The organism is Salmonella sp. SJTUF15570 (genome assembly GCF_043357055.1).
Taxonomy (GTDB): domain Bacteria; phylum Pseudomonadota; class Gammaproteobacteria; order Enterobacterales; family Enterobacteriaceae; genus Salmonella; species Salmonella enterica.
The window spans coordinates 395,316-416,369 of sequence record NZ_JBEUKJ010000005.1 but is presented as its reverse complement, the minus strand read 5'-3'; the positions used below and the strand labels follow the sequence as shown (position 1 = coordinate 416,369).

The window sequence follows — 21,054 nt, the reverse complement described above, 5'->3', positions numbered from 1 at the left end:
GGCAGGCCCGCGCTTTAATACTGGTGGCTTACTTGCTTAGCAGGTGGCCCATTTTGGCCGCTTTAGTATCGAGATAATGCTCATTATTTGGATTACGACCCACAATGAGCGGAACGCGTTCGACGATATTAATTCCCGCCTCGGTCAGTATTTCGACTTTCTTCGGATTATTGGTCAGCAGGCGAACTTCATCCACGCCGAGTAATTTGAACATATCCGCGCACAGGGTGAAATCACGCTCATCGGCGGCAAAGCCGAGCTGATGATTGGCCTCCACCGTGTCATAGCCTTGATCCTGTAACGCATAAGCGCGAATTTTATTAAGCAGGCCGATATTGCGGCCTTCCTGACGGTGGTAAATCAGAATACCGCGTCCTTCTTCCGCAATATGCGTCAGCGCGGCTTCCAGTTGAAAACCACAATCACAGCGCAGACTAAAAAGCGCGTCCCCGGTAAGACATTCGGAATGAACGCGAGCCAGTACCGGCGTTTTACCTGAAATATCGCCAAAAACCAGCGCGGCATGGTCGTGTCCGGTTGCCAGTTCTTCAAATCCCACCATCAGAAAGTCACCCAATGGGGTTGGCAGTTTGGCTTCTGCCACACGTTTAAGCTGCATGTATTTCTCCAGATTATGCTGACGCCTGCGGTGTCGTCGCCTGTTGGCTTGTATCCCGCTATTTTGCCATAAGGCGGCGGTCATCACCTAATCACTACCACGTAATTGCTCAGGAATGGCACAAATTTGTCAATTTTCCAGTCCGGCGAGAATTTTCAGTTATGATTGTGATACTTACTTATAAAAGGAGCATCCATGCTTTCAATTGCGAGGCGCACCGCGGCAGGAGCCGCCCTGTTGCTTATCATGCCGCTTGCCGTATGGGTATCAGGCTGGCAGTGGCAGCCAGGACATCAGGTCTGGTGGCTAAAAACGCTATTCTGGATAACGGAAACCGTGACCAAACCCTGGGGCGTTATCACGCATGTGATTCTTTGTGGATGGTTCTTATGGTGCCTGCGATTTCGCCTGCGCGCCGCCATTATGCTGTTTGCGATTCTCGGCGGGGCGATTATCGTCGGGCAGGGCGTGAAGTCATGGGTAAAGGAGCGCGTACAGGAGCCGCGGCCATTTGTGGTCTGGCTTGAAAAAACGCACCATATTCCCGTCGATGAGTTCTACACTTTAAAGCGTACAGAACGCGGACATTTAGTGAAAGAGCAGTTGGCCGGGCAACAGAACATCCCCGTTTTCCTGCGTCAGCACTGGCAAAAAGAGACGGGCTTTGCGTTTCCCTCCGGACACACCATGTTTGCAGCGAGCTGGGCGCTTTTGGCCGTGGGTCTGTTATGGCCGCGCAGACGGACTTTCACCATCGCGTTTTTGTTAGTCTGGGCGACCGGCGTAATGGGCAGCCGTTTGCTTCTGGGAATGCACTGGCCGCGAGATTTAGTGGTCGCCACGCTTATCTCCTGGCTATTAGTTACCCTGGCGACCTGGCTGGCGCAGCGAATTTGCGGGCCGCTTATGCCGCCTCGTGAAGAAGCGCAAGAAATTGCTGAACGCGAGCAGGAAAGCTGACAACGGTTGATTTTCTGACTATTGCCCTTAAATCATCTGATGGCGGGCGCATTTCCATTTCGCGCGAGGCGGGAAAATGGTAATTTAGAAGGCTGGATGCGGTAAGTTGGACACGATTTATTCGCGCAAACCACATAACGGGAAGTAATGTGAAATATTTACTCATTTTCTTACTGGTATTGGCGATTTTTGTTATTTCGGTGACGCTGGGCGCGCAGAATGATCAACAGGTGACGTTTAACTACCTGCTGGCGCAAGGGGAGTATCGTATCTCCACGTTGCTTGCTGTGTTGTTCGCCGTCGGTTTTGCGATTGGCTGGCTGATTTGCGGCCTGTTCTGGCTGCGGGTCCGCGTTTCCCTTGCCCGCGCTGAACGTAAAATTAAACGACTGGAAAACAAGCTCTCGCCAGCAACCGACGTTGCGGTCCCTGCCGATTCGTCGGTTGTAAAGGAATAATCATTTATGTTGGAGTTGTTATTTCTGCTGTTGCCTGTAGCCGCTGCCTATGGGTGGTATATGGGTCGCAGAAGTGCGCAACAAACAAAACAGGATGAAGCTAACCGCCTGTCGCGCGATTATGTCGCAGGGGTTAACTTCCTGCTGAGTAACCAACAAGATAAAGCGGTGGATCTGTTCCTCGATATGCTTAAAGAGGATACGGGCACCGTTGAGGCTCATCTCACTCTCGGTAATCTGTTTCGCTCACGCGGCGAAGTCGATCGCGCTATTCGTATTCATCAAACGCTCATGGAAAGCGCTTCATTGACCTATGAACAGCGTTTACTGGCTGTTCAGCAACTGGGGCGCGACTATATGGCCGCCGGTTTATATGACCGCGCGGAAGATATGTTTAACCAACTTACCGACGAAACGGAATTTCGCGTAGGCGCGTTACAGCAGCTCTTGCAAATCTATCAGCTAACCAGCGACTGGCAAAAGGCGATCGAAGTAGCAGAACGGCTGGTGAAACTGGGCAAAGATAAACAGCGTATCGAAATCGCCCATTTTTACTGTGAGTTAGCTTTACAGCAGATGGGCAACGACGACATGGATCGCGCGATGGCGTTGCTGAAAAAAGGTGCCGCCGCAGATAAAAATAGCGCCCGGGTGTCTATCATGATGGGGCGCGTTTATATGGCGAGAGGGGATTACGCCAAAGCGGTCGAAAGCCTGCAACGTGTGATCGTTCAGGATAAAGAGCTGGTCAGCGAAACGCTGGAGATGCTGCAAACCTGTTATCAACAGCTCGGTAAAAATGCCGAGTGGGCGGAGTTTTTACGTCGCGCCGTTGAGGAGAATACCGGTGCTGGCGCTGAGTTAATGCTTGCCGATATTCTGGAAGCTCGTGAAGGTAGTGACGCAGCTCAAGTCTATATCACGCGTCAGCTACAGCGACATCCTACCATGCGGGTGTTCCATAAGCTGATGGATTACCATCTCAACGAGGCGGAAGAAGGGCGAGCGAAAGAAAGCCTGATGGTACTGCGTGATATGGTTGGCGAGCAGGTGCGCAGTAAACCGCGGTATCGTTGTCAGAAATGCGGTTTTACCGCCTATACCTTGTACTGGCACTGTCCGTCCTGCCGGGCATGGTCGACCATTAAACCTATTCGCGGACTTGATGGGCAGTAGTATATAAAAAAAGCCTCGCTTTAGTTACAACATACTTAATGACATAAGACAAGAAACGACGCTGGCATCGGCGGCCAGGGCTTATCAGGTTGTCAATCGAACCTGTTAATTTCCCTGCGCCGCAGGTAGAATGCACGCCGTTTATCCAATTTGCGCCACTTCCGGTGCCCATCATCAAGAAGGTCTGGTCATGACGTTTACTGCTTCATCTTCTTCCTGCGCTATTACTGAATCGCCTGTCGTTGTGGCGTTGGATTACCATGAACGCGATAAAGCCCTGGCGTTTGTCGATAAAATCGATCCTCGCGATTGTCGCTTAAAAGTGGGCAAAGAGATGTTCACGCTGTTTGGTCCACAACTCGTTCGGGATCTCCAGCAACGTGGGTTTGATGTCTTTCTTGATCTAAAATTTCATGATATTCCCAACACCACGGCCCGGGCAGTCGCCGCAGCGGCAGACCTGGGCGTCTGGATGGTAAACGTTCACGCGTCTGGTGGGGCGAGAATGATGGCCGCAGCGCGCGACGCGCTGGCGCCATTCAGTAAAGATGCGCCGTTGCTCATTGCCGTGACCGTGTTGACCAGTATGGAAACCAGCGATCTACACGATCTGGGCGTGACGTTGTCACCGGCGGAACATGCGGAGCGGCTGGCGCGCCTGACGCAGCAATGCGGGCTGGATGGCGTGGTCTGTTCCGCTCAGGAAGCTGTCAGATTTAAACAGGCCTTTGGCGCTGCATTTAAGCTGGTGACGCCGGGCATTCGGCCCGCAGGCAGCGAGGCAGGCGACCAGCGACGCATTATGACGCCCGAACAGGCATTATCCGCTGGCGTCGACTATATGGTGATTGGCCGCCCGGTTACGCAATCGGTAGATCCGGCGCAAACGCTGAAGGATATTAACGCGTCACTGAAACGGGAGGCATAATGAGCGATTCCAATAGTCGTCTGGTTTATTCAACACAGACGGGGCGCATTGAAGAACCTAAAACGGCGCCGGTTCGTCCCAAAGGGGATGGTATCGTTCGCATTCAGCGTCAAACCAGTGGCCGTAAGGGTAAAGGCGTATGTTTGATTACCGGTATCGAGATGAATGATGCGGAATTAACCAAACTGGCGGCTGAACTGAAGAAAAAATGCGGCTGTGGCGGGGCAGTAAAAGAAGGGATTATTGAAATTCAGGGTGATAAACGCGACTTGATAAAATCATTGCTGGAAGCTAAAGGAATGAAAGTAAAATTAGCTGGCGGCTAATGAAAACGCCACGGTTGTAAATTACCGTGGCGTAAAAGTCAACTTTGTCTATTTTTGTAATCCAGACCTGAAAAGAATAAACGTATTATTTTGAGCCGTTCAATATTTAAACGTCTGGATTATTTTCCAACCTGGTGACCAATCACGCCGCCGACCGCCGCGCCGCCCAGGGTGCCTAATGTACTGCCGTCCGTTAACACTGCGCCGCCTAACGCCCCCGCACCTGCGCCAATAGCCGTGTTGCGATCGCGCTTGGACCAGTTTGAGCAGGCGCTCAGAGACATTGCTACGGTGATTGCCAGCACAGCAGCGGCCATTTTTTTGCTCGTCATAAACATAATACTTTCTCCTGAATTAACGATTCACGGAATTAAGCTCACTATAACTATAGTTAAAATAAAACCTGTTAAGAGATTTTCCGTAAAACCTGATTGCGCAGGGGTATATCACGCAGGTGATAGTCACTTCCTGTTATTTCGCTAATATTAATTTTACGACGTTACGCTCGTTACAACAGGTAAATAGTCTTAATTGGGATGTCAGAAAAGTCTTAGAGAGAGGATGATTTGCCATAGAGCAAACCATCGGGAAATATTTTAAACGGATGAGCCAATAACATTGACTAGCAGCCCTGCATGCTCTAACTGCATTTGATCGCTGGCGGAAATTTTGGAATCCGTAATGACACGATGGAAGCGAGAGAGCGGGCCCAGGGGATAGGGATGCACACAGCCAAATTTGGAGCTGTCGGTGAGGACAATCGCTTCTGAACCTTTTTCCAGAACAGCGTTAACCACATCCGATCGCATCATATCGCGTCCGGTAAAGCCGGTATCAGCCTGCCAGCCATCAATACCGATAAATGCTTTGCTGAAATGCACTTGATGGATAAACTGTCGCGTCAACGGCCCTACCATGCTTTCACTTTTTTTCTGATAGATTCCACCGAGGAGAATGACTTCGCAAGGGGTCTCTTTGAGCAGGTGCGCGATATAACTGCTCACGGTGATGATCGTGACATCTTTTTGTTCCGCCAGCGTCCGGGCCAATAGCGCATTGCTACTGCCATTTTCAATAAAAACGGATTCCCCTGGACTGACCAGCGAGGCGGCGAACTCCGCCAGTCGGCGTTTTAGCGTGTAGTTCGTCATCATGCGAGTCTCTACGTCATCGCTCTCAAGCGAAACGGCGAAACCGTGCGCACGGCGTAAATAGCTCTGTTTTTCCAGGGTATTCAGATCCTGACGAATCGTGACTTCAGATACGCCGGTAATTTTCGCCAGTTCAGCAACGCTCATCTGGCCTTTATCAACCACCATTTGCAAAATTGATTGTTGTCGGGAGTTCATAGTATTAATTTTATACGTTAAGAGGAGTCAACAGACAGTCAGAGAGCCGGGAAGGGCTAACGGCCATCCCGGACAAATAATCGCTATCAGATTTCCCAGGGCGACCCGGGAGCCTGGGATGGCGAGATACCGTCTTTAACCTGATCTAACAGCTCTGCTCTCAATATTTCAAGGTTATTGATGGCCGAGTGGTAATCGCCAGCAACAAGGATATCCAGCACGGTATCAATGCGTGCGGCAATTCGTTGTGCTTCGATATCAGACATGTTTGTCATCCTTAATGTCAGAAAAGGTTTCAATTCATGATGCAGAAATTAATCTGAAAAGAGAAGGGAAAAATAGGGCTATGCCTGTCTGCACAGGCTGTTCTCCCTATTATCGCCGCCATTAACGCATTTTTTTCGTCTGATAACGTTTGTACCAGCGTTCAAAAGAAACGGCGGGCATAGGTTTAGCGAATAAAAAGCCCTGTCGTTCATTGACACCGTTTTTTGTCAGGAAGGCATCTTCTTTAGCATTTTCTACGCCTTCGGCAATCACTTGTAAATTTAGCGCCTGAGCCACCGCGACAATCGCCCGAACCAGAGATTGCGACAGCGGTTGCTTATGGATATCTCTGACGAAAGCCTGATCCAGTTTAACGGCATCAATAGGGAACCGGGCGAGTTGAGAAAGCGAAGAATACCCGGTGCCAAAATCATCCAGATGAATCTGGGCGCCGAGCTGACTAAATTGCTGGATAACCGATAGCGCCAGCGTGTCGTTTTCAATCAGGCAGCTTTCCGTTAGCTCGACATCGATCGGGCAATACTCAAAATTCAGATCGTACAAAGCCTGTTTAAGCGCAGTAAAAAGCGTCTGGTCGGCCAGTTGTCGCGCCGAAAAGTTAACGGCTACGCGCAAGTTAATCCCCTTATCGCGCCATTTCGCAATCTGGCGAACTACATCCAGAATCACCCAGCGGCCCAGCGGGACGATGAGTCCTGACTCTTCGGCATATGAGATGAACTCCAGCGGCGGAATTAATCCGCGTTCCGGCGATTGCCAGCGTACCAGCGCTTCCAGGCTACGTACTTCGCCGCGCCAGGTAATTTTAGGCTGATAGTGAATAAGTAACTGGTCGTTTTCCAGCGCTTTTCGCAGGTTTGTATCCAGCCAGTGATAGTCAAATACGCGCTGATTCATTTCCGGCGAAAAAACGCAGAACTGACCGCGGCCGCCTTCTTTGGCGTTATACATTGCGGTATCGGCAGTGCGAATGAGACTTTCGCTGTCCTGTCCGTGCCGGGGGGCCAACGAAATGCCAATGGCGCATCCCGTGTAAACTTCAATGAGTCCAATACGAAACGGTTGCCGCAGACGGGTAAGGATTCGTGAGGCTACTGCTTCCAGCGCGGCCTGAGACGTATGGGCAGCGAGGACAATGAATTCATCTCCCCCCAGTCTGGCCAGCAATTGATCTTCCTCCAGACAACTCAACAGCGCCAGCGAAACGGCCTGTAAGAGCTGATCGCCAAACATATGCCCATAGGCGTCATTAATTTTCTTGAAGTTATCCAGATCGAGATAAACGATACCCACCTGCGACTCGCCAGCCGAGGCAATAGCATGATTAATAAATTCATGGATAGCATTGCGATTGGGCAGGCCGGTGACGGTGTCTGTATTCGCCAGTATGCGTAAACGCTCCTGAGCCCGCCTCTCTTCGGTGATATCCGTGCCTGCGCAGATCAGGAAAATTTCGTTTTTTCCGCTACCGTTATGGACAAATTTATTACGAAATAAGAACAGGCGTTGGCCTTTACGAGTCTTTATCCAGCGTTCGATTTCATAGGTATTGCCATTGCGAAAAAAATTCTCAATGTAGTGCCGGGAGGCAACCGCCTCCCGGCGACTCATAAATAATTTAAAGACGCTTTGACCAATTACATCTCGCTCTTTTAAGCCCGTGTACTCTTCGCATAACCGATTAAATCGACAGATTTTTCCCCGACTATCCAGTATCGCAATGACTGAGTTGGCTTCTGATACGATTTGCTCGGCAAAAGAGAGTTCCTGCGCCTGCGTTGGCGCGACGGCAGGCGTATCAGGCCAGGTTGCCAGGCTGCCAGCCCATTCACGGTTATTAATCTTACGGCCTACCAGGTGCACAGCGGTAACCTGTTTTTCTATCAACAACGTTATCAGCAGACTGGACGTAATCGCCGTTATTTCCCGGATACGCCCGGCTTGCTCCGGCGATAGCTCAACCGTTTTTTCTGCATCCGTTTCACCTGTCGGGGAGAGATACAGCACGTTGCGGTCATCAGCCAGACGCCAGTGAGAGTGAAGGGGATTTAGCGCCGTTTGTTCCTGAATCTGTTTCATCATGCGTACCATCCCATTTAAGCGCCAGGTGCCCGAAAAGAAAGGTTAGCCATGTTATAAATAAGGGTAATTATGGCTGAACGTATTGTTTTATCTATGTATTCATATGTAATCCAGATTCTGGAAAAAGCATAGTCGCCAGCTAAAAATAACAAGAAATGGGGCGCTTGAATAAGATTAAACTTAGAGCATGACGGAAGGGAGAAGAAGAAAAGAAACGGCCTTTGCCTTCTCAGCAAAGGCCGTTGAGCGAGCTAAGCGTGGTTACGCTGCCGGTCGGGCAATAATGCTGCGGGTTTCCATGCGAACTTCCGCAATAGTGACATCAATGACATCCGTCACTTTATAAACCGTCTCACCTTTAATCTGTACCGTACCGTTTTCCTGGCTGCATACCAGTTCATCGCGAACGGCGTGCAGGAACGGAGCTGGGATAAAGGCGATAGCGCCGTTATCGACCAGTCGCACACGCATACCACCGCGGCTGACGTCAATAATTTCTGCCGCGAAACGGGTATTTGTCCCCGCCTTATCGTTAAGGAAGCGTGCATATAACCAGTCGCCGACATCGCGCTCCGCCATGCGGTTCAGGCGACGGCGTTCCGCCATTTGCTGGGTGATATCTTCCTGCGGACGCGCAATAGCTTCCCCCTTGATGACCGCTTTCAGCAGGCGATGGTTAATCATATCGCCATACTTACGGATGGGAGAGGTCCAGGTGGCATAAGCCTCAAGACCAAGACCGAAATGCGGCCCCGGCTCGGTGCTGATTTCCGCAAAAGACTGGAAGCGACGAATGCGGCTGTCAAGGAAACCGGAGGGCTGCGCATCCAGTTCGCGACGCAGTTTACAGAAGCCTTCCAGCGTCAGCACCTCTTCGGCATCGACATGCAGACCATGCGTTTTCAGCAGCGCGGCCAGCGCGTCGGCATTCGCGGGATCGAAGCCCGTATGTACGTTGTAAATACCGAAACCGAGCTTATCGCGCAGTACGCGCGCGGCGCAAAGGTTAGCGGCGATCATCGACTCTTCTACGATACGGTTAGCGATACGGCGCGGTTCCGCCACAATATCCAGTACTTCGCCTTTTTCGCCAAGCACAAAGCGGTAATCCGGGCGGTCTTTAAAGACTAACGCATGATGATGACGCCACTCACTGCGGTTTAGACAAATACGGTGCAACAGACGAATCTGCTGGGCAATGCCTTCGTTATCCGGCTGCCAGGTGCCGTTATTTTCCAGCCAGTCGGAGACATTGTCGTACGCCAGCTTGGCCTTCGATTCGATCGTGGCCGCAAAAAAGGCGATATCATCGTCAATGGTGCCGTCCGCGGCGATTATCATGCGACAGGCGAGCGCCGGACGCACTTCGTTGGCGCGCAGTGAGCACAGATCGTCAGACAGCTCACGCGGCAGCATAGGAATATTAAAGCCCGGCAGGTAGTTGGTGAAGGCGCGAATTTTCGCGGCGTTATCCAGCTTACTGCCTTCGGCAATCCAGGCGGTAGGATCGGCGATAGCCACCGTAAGCTGGAGTCTGCCGTCCGCTAATTCCTCAGCATAAAGCGCGTCATCCATATCTTCAGTGCTGGCGCTATCGATAGTGACGAAATTCAGCGCGGTCAGATCCTGGCGCTCCAGCCCTTCGTCCAGCATCTCCGTCGCTACGCCGTTCGGCGCTTCTTTTTCCAGGTTGTGGCGGGCAAGCGTAACCCACCAGGGAACAAAGTGATCGTCGGCAAAGGTGATGTACTGCGTTAAATCGGCGTAAAACGAACGGTCGCCTTTAAGCGGATGGCGGCGCATTTCGGCAACCGCCCAGTCACCTTCTTTGAACTCATGCTGAACGCCGCGCGCGGCGCGGCAGGGAATCGCGTCTTTCAGCAACGGATGATCCGGCACGATGGACAGGCGGTCATTTTTACCCTGAACTTTTCCCACAAAACGCGTCAGGAACGGTTCGATCAGTTCTTCCGGCTCGGCAGACTCCCGTTCTTTTTCCGTGTGGATGACCGCGACGATACGATCGCCATGCATCACTTTTTTCATCTGCGGCGGAGGAATGAAATAGCTTTTTTGCGCGTCAACCTCAAGGAAGCCAAAGCCTTTTTCCGTGGCTTTTACGACCCCTTCAGCGCGCGGCGTCTGGGAATGCAGTTGCTGTTTAAGCTGCGCTAGCAGCGGGTTGTCCTGAAACATATTCGTCTATTTTCGTAGCCAAAAGAGCGGCTGACAGTTTTACGCGATTCTGCCTGGCGCAGCAAGCGCTCTTTCAGTAATGGATGAGTTAATAGGTTTCGCCCAACGCGATTTTTAAACGATTTAACCATCCGCACACGCCGCACCAGCCTAACATATTAATGGCCTGCTCCGATGAAACTCCCCTGGTGAGTAGCGGGAAAAAATGCGCGGCGCTAAAGCGATCGGGCGCTCTGGTGAGCCATTGTATCGCCTGTGTCAGCGCAGGCTCAAGCTCCCAACGAGCGATATCGTCGTCTTCCTGGCGTAACGTGATAACAGCGCGGCGCCACGCGCCAGGTTGGGTTGCCTGTTCGTTAAAGCAGGCGGCGCTGCCGTTGATACGTGATGTGAGGAGCGTGATAAGTGGAAGTAAAGAAGGGAGCGACGCAGTGTGTAATGTGCTGGTCAGTATGCGTTCGAGTAACGCGAATGAAGACGGATCGCGCATGAGTACCGGCGCCATTATTTGGCATTGTGAAGACGAATATTGCCGCCGAACTTTGGTATGGGCGGGAGAATATTCTACCAGACTGGCGGCGGGCCGCCATGTTGTCTGGGGGTTTTGAAACCGCGCGGCCCTGGCAAAGCGCTGCATCTCCTGGCCGGGCAGTTCGCGCACGGGCAGACGGCAAAACGCCTGAAATATCGCCGCTACCCGCGCCTGAAAACCGATAAACCCAATGATCTGATTGATGAGTACGGTATCCCGGGCGGTTAATCCCACCTCTGCAAGCTGTTCGCGGGCCCGCGTATTGATAACGGAGGGGGAGCCGGCAAGCTGACGAGCGTATTGCGTAATTTGCGCCAGCCGTTGATTGCTCTCTCTTGAGGCGTCAGGGCCAGGTAGCGGCGCCAGACGCGCGGCATAATAGCGGCACAAACGCTGAACCCCAAATACCTGAGCGGCGGTCAGCGCGGTGCTCATACGTTCATAGGTGCTAAACGTATGAAGCCGGTCGTTGAGAACCGTGCGGGGAAATAAGACATCCGCCAACTGGCGAGCGGGCTTTAACCATGACTCAAAAGGCGTCAACACGGTTTCTGCTACCGTTAAATCCAGTAAAAAACGATCGTTAACATACGCGGCTTCCGGCATCAGCGAAAGCGGGGTTTGTGACGACATAGTGGATTGTGTTTCATGATACCAGTGGCTTTTACCCGCTTTTCGGCATTGTTCCATAGGGTTTCCCGAGGATGAAATGGCGATCGATAATGATTCGGCGTCGGATCGTTTATGCTGGATTATCCTGGCGTATGCGGGAAAGGGATGAAAGATTGTTAGGTGATAACAAATATCAGAACGCTATATAACGAGATGAGCGGTGAGTGAGGGGAATGGGGCAGCACAGCCGTGCCGCCCGCTAATAAACTTAATGCGCTTACTTCAGTTCCAGTTCATTCATTGCCGCAATGCTGAACCCGCCGTCAACATGGACGACTTCGCCAGAAATGCCTGCCGAGAGATCGGAACACAGAAACGCCGCCGAGTTACCCACATCTTCAATGGTCACGGTGCGACGAATTGGCGTAACGGCTTCACAATGCGCCAGCATTTTACGGAAATCTTTAATACCGGACGCCGCCAGCGTGCGAATTGGACCCGCAGAGATGGCGTTGACGCGAACGCCTTCCGGCCCCATTGCATTTGCCATATAACGCACGTTGGCTTCCAGAGAGGCTTTCGCCAGACCCATGACATTGTAGTTCGGGATGGCGCGCTCCGCTCCCAGATAAGACAAGGTCAACAGCGCAGAACCCGGATTCAGCATGGTGCGGCAGGCTTTCGCCATGGCAACAAAGCTGTAAGAGCTAATATCGTGAGCGATTTTAAAGCCTTCGCGGGTAACCGCATTAACATAATCGCCGTCCAGCTGATCGCCAGGCGCGAAACCGATCGAGTGTACGAAACCGTCAAATTTCGGCCAAACGTTACCCAGCTCTGCAAACATAGCGTCAATGCTGGCATCTTCAGCGACATCACACGGTAAAACGATGCTGGAACCCAGCTGGGCAGCAAATTCTTCTACACGGCCTTTCAGTTTGTCGTTCTGGTAGGTGAACGCCAGTTCAGCTCCTTCGCGGTGCATCGCCTGTGCGATACCGTAGGCGATGGACAGTTTACTGGCCACGCCAGTGACCAGAATGCGCTTACCGGAAAGAAAACCCATAGCTTTAATCCTTATAGTCATTGCTTATTTTTTGCTTTTACGAACAATGGTTAACAGCAACTTTTCAACATTATTCGAAATTAGTCTGAAATTATATCCCACTCCTGGCCCCGTGTGTCACGCTATTTTTCCGCCGCTATCTCCGGCAGGTGACGTTCTAAAACCACACGGTAACGAAGTCCCTGAGGATTTTGAGCACTCCCCAGGGCCAAACTGGCAAATCAAAGAGTCTAATGGGACAGGCCCTACGGTGCAGTATACCAGCTGGTGTAAGGTTCGCCTCATCCAACCAGAGATACCGGGACGGATAGCAAGTACGATAGCGATGCGCCTTCCACCAGACAAATAAAGGTTCTGTAGGAAGCCTGAATATTCATCCGAATGGTTTACCTCACCTATTAGCGATGTTATGGACATGTAATTTTAACCAGCAAATGCTTAACAAAAATAATTTCTTTTTTAAGCGCTGAAGGTTTTCTCTATTTATTGATGCAGAGTAATACTGAATATGAAAAATTTTGGAAATCAGGTGATTACAGTAGTTACAAATCAGGTTTTTATATGTTTGCATGTATATTATAATAAATTTTCAGAGGATGAGACATATGCCGTTTACATTTCATATCGGAAATCATAGTTGTCAGATATCAGAAAAGCATTTAAGAGATATCATCGATAATAAAAGAGAGCATGTTTTTTCAACGTATGAGAAATTCATAGATTTTTTCAGGAATATATTTACCAGGCGAAGTTTAATTTCTGATTATAAAGAGATATATAATCTACTGTGCCAAAAAAACGAGCGTCCCGATATTACGAAGCCTTTCTCGCTACGACCATTTTCGAGGCGAGATGAAGACTGTACACGATGGCGCCCCCTTCTTGGATATATTAAACTTATTGATGCCTCCAGACCTGAAACAAGAGATAAATACACTGTAGAAGTATTAGCGTATCAAGAAAATATGTTACTACTACAGATGTTTTACGATGGAGTATTAGTGACCGAGACGGAGTGTTCTGAACATTGCGTCGATTTTTTAAAAGAAACGATGTTTAATTATAATAACGGGGAAATTACGCTGGCCGCTTTGGATAATGATCATCTGACGCCGAGCGAAGCAGGTAGTAATGGAATCTATGAGGCTTTTGAGCAACGTTTGATAGACTTCCTGACCACGCCCGCCACTGCGTCTGGTGATGAGAGCTGCGCTACTGATCAGACGGATGCATCACAACCAGCGGCAATAGAGGCGTTTATTAACTCGCCGGAGTTTCAGAAAAATATTCGCATGCGTGATATTGAAAAAAATAAAATAGGTAGCGGAAGTTATGGGACAGTCTATCGGTTACATGAAGACTTTGTTGTTAAAATTCCAATTAATGAGCGGGGAATAAAAGTGGATGTTAACTCTCAGGAACATCGTAATTGTCATCCTGATCGTGTCAGTAAGTATTTGAATATGGCCAATGACGACAAGAATTTTTCTCGTTCGGCCTCCATGAATATTAATGGTAAAGACGTTACGGTTTTAGTTTCAAAATATATTCAAGGTCAGGAGTTAGATGTTGACGATGAAGATAACTATCGAATGGCGGAGGCGCTTCTTAAATCCCGGGGGGTTTATATGCATGATATAAATATCTTAGGTAATATTCTGATTAAAGAAGGGGGTCTTTTCTTTGTGGATGGCGATCAAATGGTACTGTCACAAGAATCCCGGCAACAGCGAAGCGTTTCTCTTGCAACAAGGCAACTGGAAGAGCAAATTAAGGCCCATCACCTGATAAAATTAAAGCGGGCCGAGACCGAAGAAAATACTGAAGATATTGAATATTATAAGTCACTTATTGCGGATCTTGATGCGTTAATCGGAGAGGAAGAACAGACACCTGCGCCAGGAAGACGTTTTAAACTAGCCGCGCCTGAGGAAGGGACTCTTGTGGCTAAGGTATTAAAGAATGAATTAAAAAAATAGCATTTAGTTCGTTCTTTTCTGCGAATCGCCGGGGCTCATTCGCTACAGATTTACCGATCAATTATTGAGAGTTGCTATTCGTTTAAAGGTCGTTCGGGGGATCTGGACAGCCTGCAACGGAGATGCAACTCGCCATTAGGGTTGGCGATGCCGCGCTGCCATAGTGGGTGAAATGCCTCGCAATGGTGCAACACCATTAACTCGCCTTGATTTTTCCCCGCTGCCTGACAAGAAAAACCTGGCTTTACGGATGGTCTCATGCCGTCGTATTAGCGTTGTTCGGCGTAGTATGTAAATTTCCTTATAGCAATAGAAGAACATTCTCAAAACATAAAATTAGCAAGTTATCATGAAGTTAACATATATTGTTTTTTTCGATCATTTTTTATATATTGATCGTTTTTATTGATTGATTTGCGTTAAAAGCGCATTATCAGGGAGTTAAGATCAAGTGGAGTGGTCACATGCGCTATTTTTTTATGGCAGAGCCGATAAGGGCAATGGAGGGGGATTTACTGGGCGTCGAAATTATTACCCATTTTGCATCGTCGCCCGCTCGTCCGCTACACCCTGAGTTTGTTATCTCGTCATGGGACAATTCGCAGAAGCGCCGTTTTCTGCTTGATCTGTTGCGGACAATCGCGGCCAAACATGGCTGGTTTCTACGCCACGGCCTGTTCTGTATCGTAAATATTGATCGGGGTATGGCGCAGCTTGTCCTTCAGGATAAAGATATTCGCGCATTACTACACGCCATGCTATTTGTGGAGCTGCAGGTCGCTGAACATTTTTCATGCCAAGATAACGCCTTAATCGATCCTTTAATACACGCGCTTTATAAGCAACCTAATCCATTATGGCTGGGCGACCTGGGCGTAGGGAACGCAACCGCTGCGCCATTAGTTTGCGGGTGTTTTAGCGGCGTAAAACTTGATCGCAGCTTTTTTGTCTCACAAATTGAAAAAATGACGTTTCCGCTGCTTGTCAAACATATTCGGCATTATTGTGACAAGATCGTGGTGGGGGGCCAGGAAAACACACGCTATTTGCCGGTGTTAAAAACGGCAGGCATTTGGGCAACCCAGGGCTCGTTATTTCCTTCCGTTGCGTTAGAAGAGGTTGAAACATTGCTGTTGGGCAGTCGCATGAACACCCTCAGAGAATCGAACTGAGGGTATTTGTTTCGCTTAGCGATCCTTTCGCCATGCGTCAGCGGTCAGCGCCTCGCCAAAATGGCCTGCGATTAAACGGCGGGTAAGCTCATGTAGCGGAGAGGCGAGCACATCGGCGGTGCTGCCGCGTTCAACCACTTCCCCCTGATGCATCACTAATACCTGATCGCTAATATGTTTCATCATGCCGATATGCTGCGTGACATAGATATAGGAGATGCCTTGTTTTTCCTGCAATTCAAGCATCAGATTGATGAGCTGCGAGCGCATGGACATATCAAGCGAAGCCAGCGCTTCGTCCGCGATAATGACTTTAGGGCGTAAAATCAGCGCGCGGGCCAGGCCCAGACGCTGTTTCTGCCCCGGCGCCAGCATATGCGGGTAGTAGCTCACGTGATCGGGCAATAGCCCCACCATACGCATCGTCTCGACAATCTGTTTGCGCCGCTGTTCCGGCTCCAGATCGGTATTAAGGCGCAGGGGGAAGTCAAGAATCTGTGAAATACGTTGACGTGGATTCAGTGACGTTGAGGGGTCCTGAAAAATCATTCGAATACGTTGGCTTCGAAACGAATAGTCGCCGTAATGCAGGGGATGATCGTCAATAAGAAGCTCGCCGCTGGTAGGTTCAATCATGCCGGCCAGCATCTTTGCCAGCGTGGATTTGCCGGAACCGTTTTCGCCGATAATGGCCAGAGTCTGACGCTCACGAAGCGTAAAGCTTAATGGTTTCACGGCGTCGACGGTCTGGCGGCGAAACCATCCTGTCCGGTAGCGAAAGGTTTTACTCAGGTTGCGCACTTCAAGCAGAGTTTCCACCATATCACTCTCTCTCCATATTCAGCGGAAAATGACAGGCATAGAGATGATTTTTCGCGCCGGTTAAGCGTGGCGTGATAATGCATTCTCGTTGCGCGTAAGGGCAGCGCGGCCCCAGACGACAACCTATCGGTAACTGCTCCAGTAGCGGGATCGCGCCCGGCAGCGTATTGAGACGGCTTTTATGCGGCATCGCGCTGCCAAAATCCGGAATCGCGCGGATAAGCGCCTGCGTATAAGGATGATGTGGCGTCGTCACCAGATCTTTACTTGGCGCGGTTTCTACCGTCTGGCCGCAGTATAAGACGTTGATTTTGTCAGCCCACTGACTCAGCATTTGCAGGTCGTGGCTAATCAACAGAATGGTGGTATTACTGTTTTGATTCAGTCGGGTCAACAGGCGAAAAATTTGCGCCTGCGTCGTTGGTTCCATTGAGTTGGTGGGTTCATCAGCGATCAGGAGTCGCGGTTGATTCGCCAGCGCGATAGCGATCATAACTTTCTGACACTCGCCATCGGTCAGTTCATAGGGAAAACTGCGCATCGCGTCTTTATGATCTTTAATTCCCACCCGGTGCAGTAATTCAATTGCACGCCGTTTACGCCAGCCTAAACGCTGCCACCAGCGGCCTTTATAGGTCCAGGCGGGAATATTTTGCATTAACTGGCGGCCGACGCGTTCGGAAGGATCAAGGCACGACTGCGGCTCCTGGAAGATCATCGACACATTATGTCCGACCAGCTTACGCCGTTCACGTGAGGAGAGGCGCAGCAGATCGATATCATCAAAACGCATACGGTCGGCAGTGACTCGCCAGTTGTCTTTCGCGACGCCGCAAATAGCTTTAGCAATCAAGCTCTTTCCGGAACCCGATTCACCTACCAGGCCGCGAATTTCACCTTCGCTTAATGTCATACTGACGCGATCGACCGCTTTTACCCAACCTTCGCTGGTTTTAAATTCAATGGTGAGATTGCGGATATCCAGTAACGGCATTATTCCACCCCCGCAATAATCGCACGACGAATCCCATCTCCGAGCAGGTTTACCAGTAAAACACTGAGCGTTATCGCCGCGCCGGGTAGCATAACGGTCCACGGCGCGACATAGATTAGCTCCAGCGCATCCCCCAACATGGCGCCCCATTCAGGAGAGGGAAGCTGCGCGCCGAGATCTAAAAATCCCAGCGCGGCGATGTCCAGAATCGCCATCGACAGCGCCCGGGTAATTTCGGTGACCAGACCGGCGGTAATATTCGGTAAAATGGCGAACCACAGAATATTCAGCGTTGTCGCGCCATCCAGACGGGCGGCAATGACGTACTCTTTTTCCAGTTCATCATGCACCATGCTATAGACGGAACGTACCATTCGCGGCAACAGGGCCAGCCAGACGGCAAACATCGCGTGTGACAGATGTGGGCCGGCAAATGCCACGACGATAATCGCCAGCAAGAGCGAAGGGATGGAAAGCAGCGTGTCCAGAATATGGTTCAGTACGGCAGAGCGTAAACCGTGCGTCGCGCCTGCCACTACGCCGAGGACTAATCCACATAGCGTAGCCGCCAGCGTTACGATAAACGCGCCGCCGACCGTGGGCGCCGCGCCGCTTAACAGGCGGCTCAGCACATCGCGCCCCAGATCGTCAGTCCCCAGAAAAAAGGAGACTTCGCCATAGCGTGACCAGGAGGGTGGCAGTAGCTGATAGCCCAGAAATTGCTGATCGATACCATAGGGCGCGATCCAGCCGCCAAAAATACACAGCAACGCCAGACCGGCGCATCCATACAGACCCACCATCGCAGGCGCGTCGCTATAAAATTTACGCCAGGCAGTGCGCAGGGTGCCTGGCGGGCGCTTTTCGCTGTATACGCTATCGTAAGGCATACCATTCCTTATGTTTCAGAGGGTTAGCCATAGCACCCAAAATATCGGAAATCACATTGACCACAATAACTAGCGACCCAATGACCATCACGCCAGCGGAAATAGCGGCATAGTCCTGCTGACGAATGGCGTGAATTAACCATCGTCCCAGTCCTGGCCAGCTGAAAACCATTTCGGTAATCATCGCCAGCGTTAACATGGTTGAAAACTGCAGACCAAGACGGGGAATGACCGGCGGCAGCGCATTATGCAACACGTGACGACGTAAAATCGTAAAGCGCGACAAGCCGCGCGTGGCCGCCGCTTTAACGTAGTTCTGATCGTAGACCTCAATAGTGCTGATTCGCATCAGGCGGATCACTTCTGTGGTCGGCGCGACGGAGAGCGTGAGCACCGGTAAAACCATATGCCGTATGGCGCTCATCACCATTTCATCACGCCACGGCGAATCTGAAATCCAGGCATCAATGATGGCGAAACCGGTAACCGGTTTAACTTCATAAAGCAGGTCAAATCGCCCGGATACCGGCAGCCACCCCAGCGTGAGCGAAAAGAACAGTGTGAGCAGAAGGGCCAGCCAGAAAACCGGAATTGAGAAACCTAATAGCGCCAGCGCGCTGATAAAACGATCCGGCCATTTGCTACGCGTCACGCCAGCCAGCATCCCGACCGGGATGCCGACCATCAGCGCAAAACCAAAGGCGAGAATGCACAGCTCCATCGTGGCGGGAAACACCTCTTTAAGCTGTTCGGAGATCAGCTGGCCGTTAATGCTGGACACGCCAAAGTCCCAGTGCAGCAGACCGTTGAACCAGAAAACCCAGGCATTCCATAATGATGCGCCTTGTAGCGGCGCGTGCGGCGTAAAATAGCTCAGGCTAAAGCCGATAAAGGTCAGGAAGAATAGCGTCACCAGCAACAGCAATAACCGACGCAGGGTGAAGATAATCATGGTTTTTTCACCTCTTCGTGTTTTTCGCGGGAGACGCCGGCAAAAGACGCATTGCCGAACGGGCTTAACACCAGTCCTTTAATATCGTAGCGGTAAGCCTGTAAGCGTAGTGATGATGCCAGCGGCAGTATCGGCAGCTCTTTCTCCAGGATATTCTGCGCTTCGTCATACGCTTCTATGCGCGAAGCCAACTGCTGCGACGACAGTGCCTTACGCAGCACGCTGTCAAATTCAGGGTTACACCAGTGGGCGAAATTGGTTTGCGAATTGATGGCCGCGCAGCTTAACAGCGGTCTGAAAAAGCTATCCGGATCGTTGCTGTCCGTGGCCCAGCCGGATAAGGTCAGATCGTGATTCATATCCATCAGGCGCGCCTCCTGAAAACGACCTTCAACCGGCACAATGACCACTTTTACGCCAACCTGCGCCATATCCGCCTGAATAAGCTCCGCCGTTTTGAGCGGACTTGGGTTCCAGGCCTGAGAACTGGTCGGCACCCAGAGATGCAGCGTAAGATTCTCAATGCCCAGCGCTTTTAGCTGTTCGCGCGATTTTTCCGGATTGTACTCCGTAATTTTGGCATCGTTATCGTAAGCCCATGAGGCTCTCGGTAAAATGGAGGCTGCGGTTTCCGCCGTGCCGTAATAAATCGACTGCATCAGACGCTGGTTGTTGATCGATAAGGCCAGCGCATGGCGCACTGCGGGATTATTCAACGGCGGCTTATCGGTGTTAAAGGCCAGATAGGCGATATTCATCCCCGGGCGCAACGTCAGGCGCAAACGCGGATCGTCGCGTAAAATAGTTAGCTGGCTGGCGGCGGGCCAGGCCAGAACATCGCATTCACCGGTCAGTAATTTCGATAAACGCCCGGTACCGCCGGAGCCTAAATCCACTACCACTTGCGGCATCAGCGGTTTGCCGCGCCAAAACCCATCGTGGCGCTGGAGACGAATAAACTGCCCGGCACGGTACTCCGAAAGCTGGAAAGGCCCGGTGCCGACCGGTTGGCGGTCTAGCAGTTCCTGACGATCTTTTCGGCTAAGCTGCGCGGCGTACTCAGCGGACATGACGGAAGCGTAGTGTGTGGCCAGATGCCATAAAAAGGAGGCGTCTGGCTGCGTCAGGCGAAACTCAACGGTGTTATTGTCCAGCTTACGCACGCTTTTTACATTGTCGGCGAACTGTAGGCTATCAAAGTAGGGGAAGCTACTGCCGTTGATGTTATGCCACGGATGCCGACGATCGAAAATCCGCTGAAAGGTAAAGACGACATCATCAGCATTGAGTTTTCGGGTCGGCGTAAACCAGGCTGTTTTTTGAAAGGAAACGTCGCGGCGCAGGTGAAAACGGTACGTTGCCCCGTTATCCAGCACTTCCCAGCTTTCTGCCAGCTCTGGGACTAAACGATAAGTATAGGGATCGACATCCAACAGGCGGTCATATAACTGGGCTGCCAGGGTATCGACGATGAGGCCGCTGCTCGCTTTTTGCGGATTAAAGGTGTTGACCTGCCCGCTAACACAATACACAAAGCCGCTATCGCGAATATCTGCACTCGCAGTTTGTTCGGGCGCAGCCGCAGCCGTAGCCTGACTACTCAGTAGACCCGCTATCACGATCAGAGACGATAAAACCAGGCGCATAATAGTT

General features: G+C 50.9%; 21 protein-coding genes and 1 pseudogene. 7 read left to right on the top strand and 15 right to left on the bottom strand.

Going from position 1 to position 21,054, the window contains the following annotated elements; genetic code table 11:
• Positions 1 to 28: 28 nt before the first annotated feature.
• Positions 29 to 619, bottom strand: coding sequence for a GTP cyclohydrolase II (gene ribA, locus ABVN44_RS13030; RefSeq protein WP_001176284.1), 591 nt, complete (start codon positions 617 to 619; stop codon positions 29 to 31).
• Positions 620 to 814: 195 nt separating this feature from the next.
• Between ribA and pgpB the strand changes: the two genes are divergently transcribed.
• The 5 genes from pgpB (at position 815) to yciH (ending at position 4,467) form a co-directional block, all read left to right on the top strand.
• Positions 815 to 1,579 (top strand): phosphatidylglycerophosphatase B, encoded by a 765-nt coding sequence (gene pgpB, locus ABVN44_RS13025; RefSeq protein ID WP_000948651.1) that lies wholly within the window; start codon positions 815 to 817, stop codon positions 1,577 to 1,579.
• A gap of 149 nt (positions 1,580 to 1,728) precedes the next feature.
• Positions 1,729 to 2,037, top strand: a complete 309-nt coding sequence (locus ABVN44_RS13020) for a LapA family protein (protein WP_000876301.1) — start codon at positions 1,729 to 1,731, stop codon at positions 2,035 to 2,037.
• Positions 2,038 to 2,043: 6 nt separating this feature from the next.
• Positions 2,044 to 3,213 (top strand): lipopolysaccharide assembly protein LapB, encoded by a 1,170-nt coding sequence (gene lapB / locus ABVN44_RS13015; RefSeq protein ID WP_000891378.1) that lies wholly within the window; start codon positions 2,044 to 2,046, stop codon positions 3,211 to 3,213.
• Between the two features lie 190 nt (positions 3,214 to 3,403).
• Positions 3,404 to 4,141 carry an orotidine-5'-phosphate decarboxylase gene (gene pyrF, locus ABVN44_RS13010; RefSeq protein ID WP_001542125.1) on the top strand — a complete coding sequence of 246 codons (738 nt, stop codon included), beginning with the start codon at positions 3,404 to 3,406 and terminating at the stop codon, positions 4,139 to 4,141.
• Positions 4,141 to 4,467, top strand: coding sequence for a stress response translation initiation inhibitor YciH (yciH, locus tag ABVN44_RS13005; RefSeq protein ID WP_001285199.1), 327 nt, complete (start codon positions 4,141 to 4,143; stop codon positions 4,465 to 4,467). The genes pyrF and yciH overlap by 1 nt, the downstream gene beginning before the upstream one ends.
• 119 nt (positions 4,468 to 4,586) lie before the next feature.
• On the opposite strand, the gene osmB is transcribed toward yciH, so the two are convergent.
• The 9 genes and pseudogenes from osmB to ABVN44_RS12960 form a co-directional block, all read right to left on the bottom strand.
• Positions 4,587 to 4,805 carry an osmotically-inducible lipoprotein OsmB gene (osmB, locus tag ABVN44_RS13000; protein WP_000481166.1) on the bottom strand — a complete coding sequence of 73 codons (219 nt, stop codon included), beginning with the start codon at positions 4,803 to 4,805 and terminating at the stop codon, positions 4,587 to 4,589.
• A 258-nt stretch (positions 4,806 to 5,063) separates the two neighbouring features.
• Positions 5,064 to 5,816 carry a DNA-binding transcriptional regulator YciT gene (locus ABVN44_RS12995; RefSeq protein ID WP_001088593.1) on the bottom strand — a complete coding sequence of 251 codons (753 nt, stop codon included), beginning with the start codon at positions 5,814 to 5,816 and terminating at the stop codon, positions 5,064 to 5,066.
• Positions 5,817 to 5,902: 86 nt separating this feature from the next.
• Positions 5,903 to 6,082 (bottom strand): hypothetical protein, encoded by a 180-nt coding sequence (locus tag ABVN44_RS12990; RefSeq protein WP_001279854.1) that lies wholly within the window; start codon positions 6,080 to 6,082, stop codon positions 5,903 to 5,905.
• A gap of 121 nt (positions 6,083 to 6,203) precedes the next feature.
• Positions 6,204 to 8,186 (bottom strand): cyclic di-GMP phosphodiesterase, encoded by a 1,983-nt coding sequence (gene pdeR / locus ABVN44_RS12985; RefSeq protein WP_023231909.1) that lies wholly within the window; start codon positions 8,184 to 8,186, stop codon positions 6,204 to 6,206.
• Positions 8,187 to 8,447: 261 nt separating this feature from the next.
• Positions 8,448 to 10,382 carry an exoribonuclease II gene (locus ABVN44_RS12980; RefSeq protein ID WP_000485040.1) on the bottom strand — a complete coding sequence of 645 codons (1,935 nt, stop codon included), beginning with the start codon at positions 10,380 to 10,382 and terminating at the stop codon, positions 8,448 to 8,450.
• A gap of 244 nt (positions 10,383 to 10,626) precedes the next feature.
• Positions 10,627 to 11,604 (bottom strand): annotated as a pseudogene (locus ABVN44_RS12975) (CMD domain-containing protein); the annotation flags it as partial.
• A gap of 199 nt (positions 11,605 to 11,803) precedes the next feature.
• Positions 11,804 to 12,592, bottom strand: a complete 789-nt coding sequence (fabI, locus tag ABVN44_RS12970; RefSeq protein ID WP_000506501.1) for an enoyl-ACP reductase FabI — start codon at positions 12,590 to 12,592, stop codon at positions 11,804 to 11,806.
• 117 nt (positions 12,593 to 12,709) lie between these two features.
• On the bottom strand, positions 12,710 to 13,009 hold the full coding sequence (locus ABVN44_RS12965; RefSeq protein ID WP_031619405.1) for a hypothetical protein: 300 nt from the start codon (positions 13,007 to 13,009) through the stop codon (positions 12,710 to 12,712).
• A complete protein-coding gene (locus tag ABVN44_RS12960) occupies positions 12,984 to 13,163 on the bottom strand; it encodes a hypothetical protein (RefSeq protein ID WP_001532376.1) in 180 nt (59 codons plus the stop codon). Before ABVN44_RS12960 ends, ABVN44_RS12965 begins: the two co-directional genes overlap by 26 nt.
• 34 nt (positions 13,164 to 13,197) lie before the next feature.
• On the opposite strand from ABVN44_RS12960, the gene steC reads away from it, so the two are divergent.
• Both steC and ABVN44_RS12950 read left to right on the top strand, forming a co-directional pair.
• Positions 13,198 to 14,571 (top strand): SPI-2 type III secretion system effector kinase SteC, encoded by a 1,374-nt coding sequence (steC, locus tag ABVN44_RS12955; RefSeq protein WP_063047990.1) that lies wholly within the window; start codon positions 13,198 to 13,200, stop codon positions 14,569 to 14,571.
• A 464-nt stretch (positions 14,572 to 15,035) separates the two neighbouring features.
• Positions 15,036 to 15,743: a diguanylate phosphodiesterase gene (locus tag ABVN44_RS12950; protein WP_048348825.1), complete on the top strand. Its 708-nt coding sequence runs from the start codon at positions 15,036 to 15,038 to the stop codon at positions 15,741 to 15,743.
• A gap of 15 nt (positions 15,744 to 15,758) precedes the next feature.
• On the opposite strand, the gene sapF is transcribed toward ABVN44_RS12950, so the two are convergent.
• Genes sapF through sapA form a run of 5 tightly spaced genes read right to left on the bottom strand, consistent with a single transcriptional unit; the run spans position 15,759 to position 21,047 of the window.
• On the bottom strand, positions 15,759 to 16,565 hold the full coding sequence (sapF, locus tag ABVN44_RS12945; protein ID WP_000230462.1) for a peptide ABC transporter ATP-binding protein SapF: 807 nt from the start codon (positions 16,563 to 16,565) through the stop codon (positions 15,759 to 15,761).
• A gap of 1 nt (position 16,566) precedes the next feature.
• Positions 16,567 to 17,559, bottom strand: coding sequence for a peptide ABC transporter ATP-binding protein SapD (gene sapD / locus ABVN44_RS12940; RefSeq protein ID WP_001128869.1), 993 nt, complete (start codon positions 17,557 to 17,559; stop codon positions 16,567 to 16,569).
• Entirely contained in the window at positions 17,559 to 18,449 is an 891-nt protein-coding gene (gene sapC, locus ABVN44_RS12935) for a peptide ABC transporter permease SapC (protein WP_001146150.1), read from the bottom strand. Before sapC ends, sapD begins: the two co-directional genes overlap by 1 nt.
• Positions 18,436 to 19,401 carry a peptide ABC transporter permease SapB gene (gene sapB, locus ABVN44_RS12930; protein ID WP_000583298.1) on the bottom strand — a complete coding sequence of 322 codons (966 nt, stop codon included), beginning with the start codon at positions 19,399 to 19,401 and terminating at the stop codon, positions 18,436 to 18,438. Before sapB ends, sapC begins: the two co-directional genes overlap by 14 nt.
• Positions 19,398 to 21,047 (bottom strand): peptide ABC transporter substrate-binding protein SapA, encoded by a 1,650-nt coding sequence (gene sapA, locus ABVN44_RS12925; RefSeq protein ID WP_023231239.1) that lies wholly within the window; start codon positions 21,045 to 21,047, stop codon positions 19,398 to 19,400. The genes sapB and sapA overlap by 4 nt, the downstream gene beginning before the upstream one ends.
• Positions 21,048 to 21,054 lie beyond the last annotated feature (7 nt).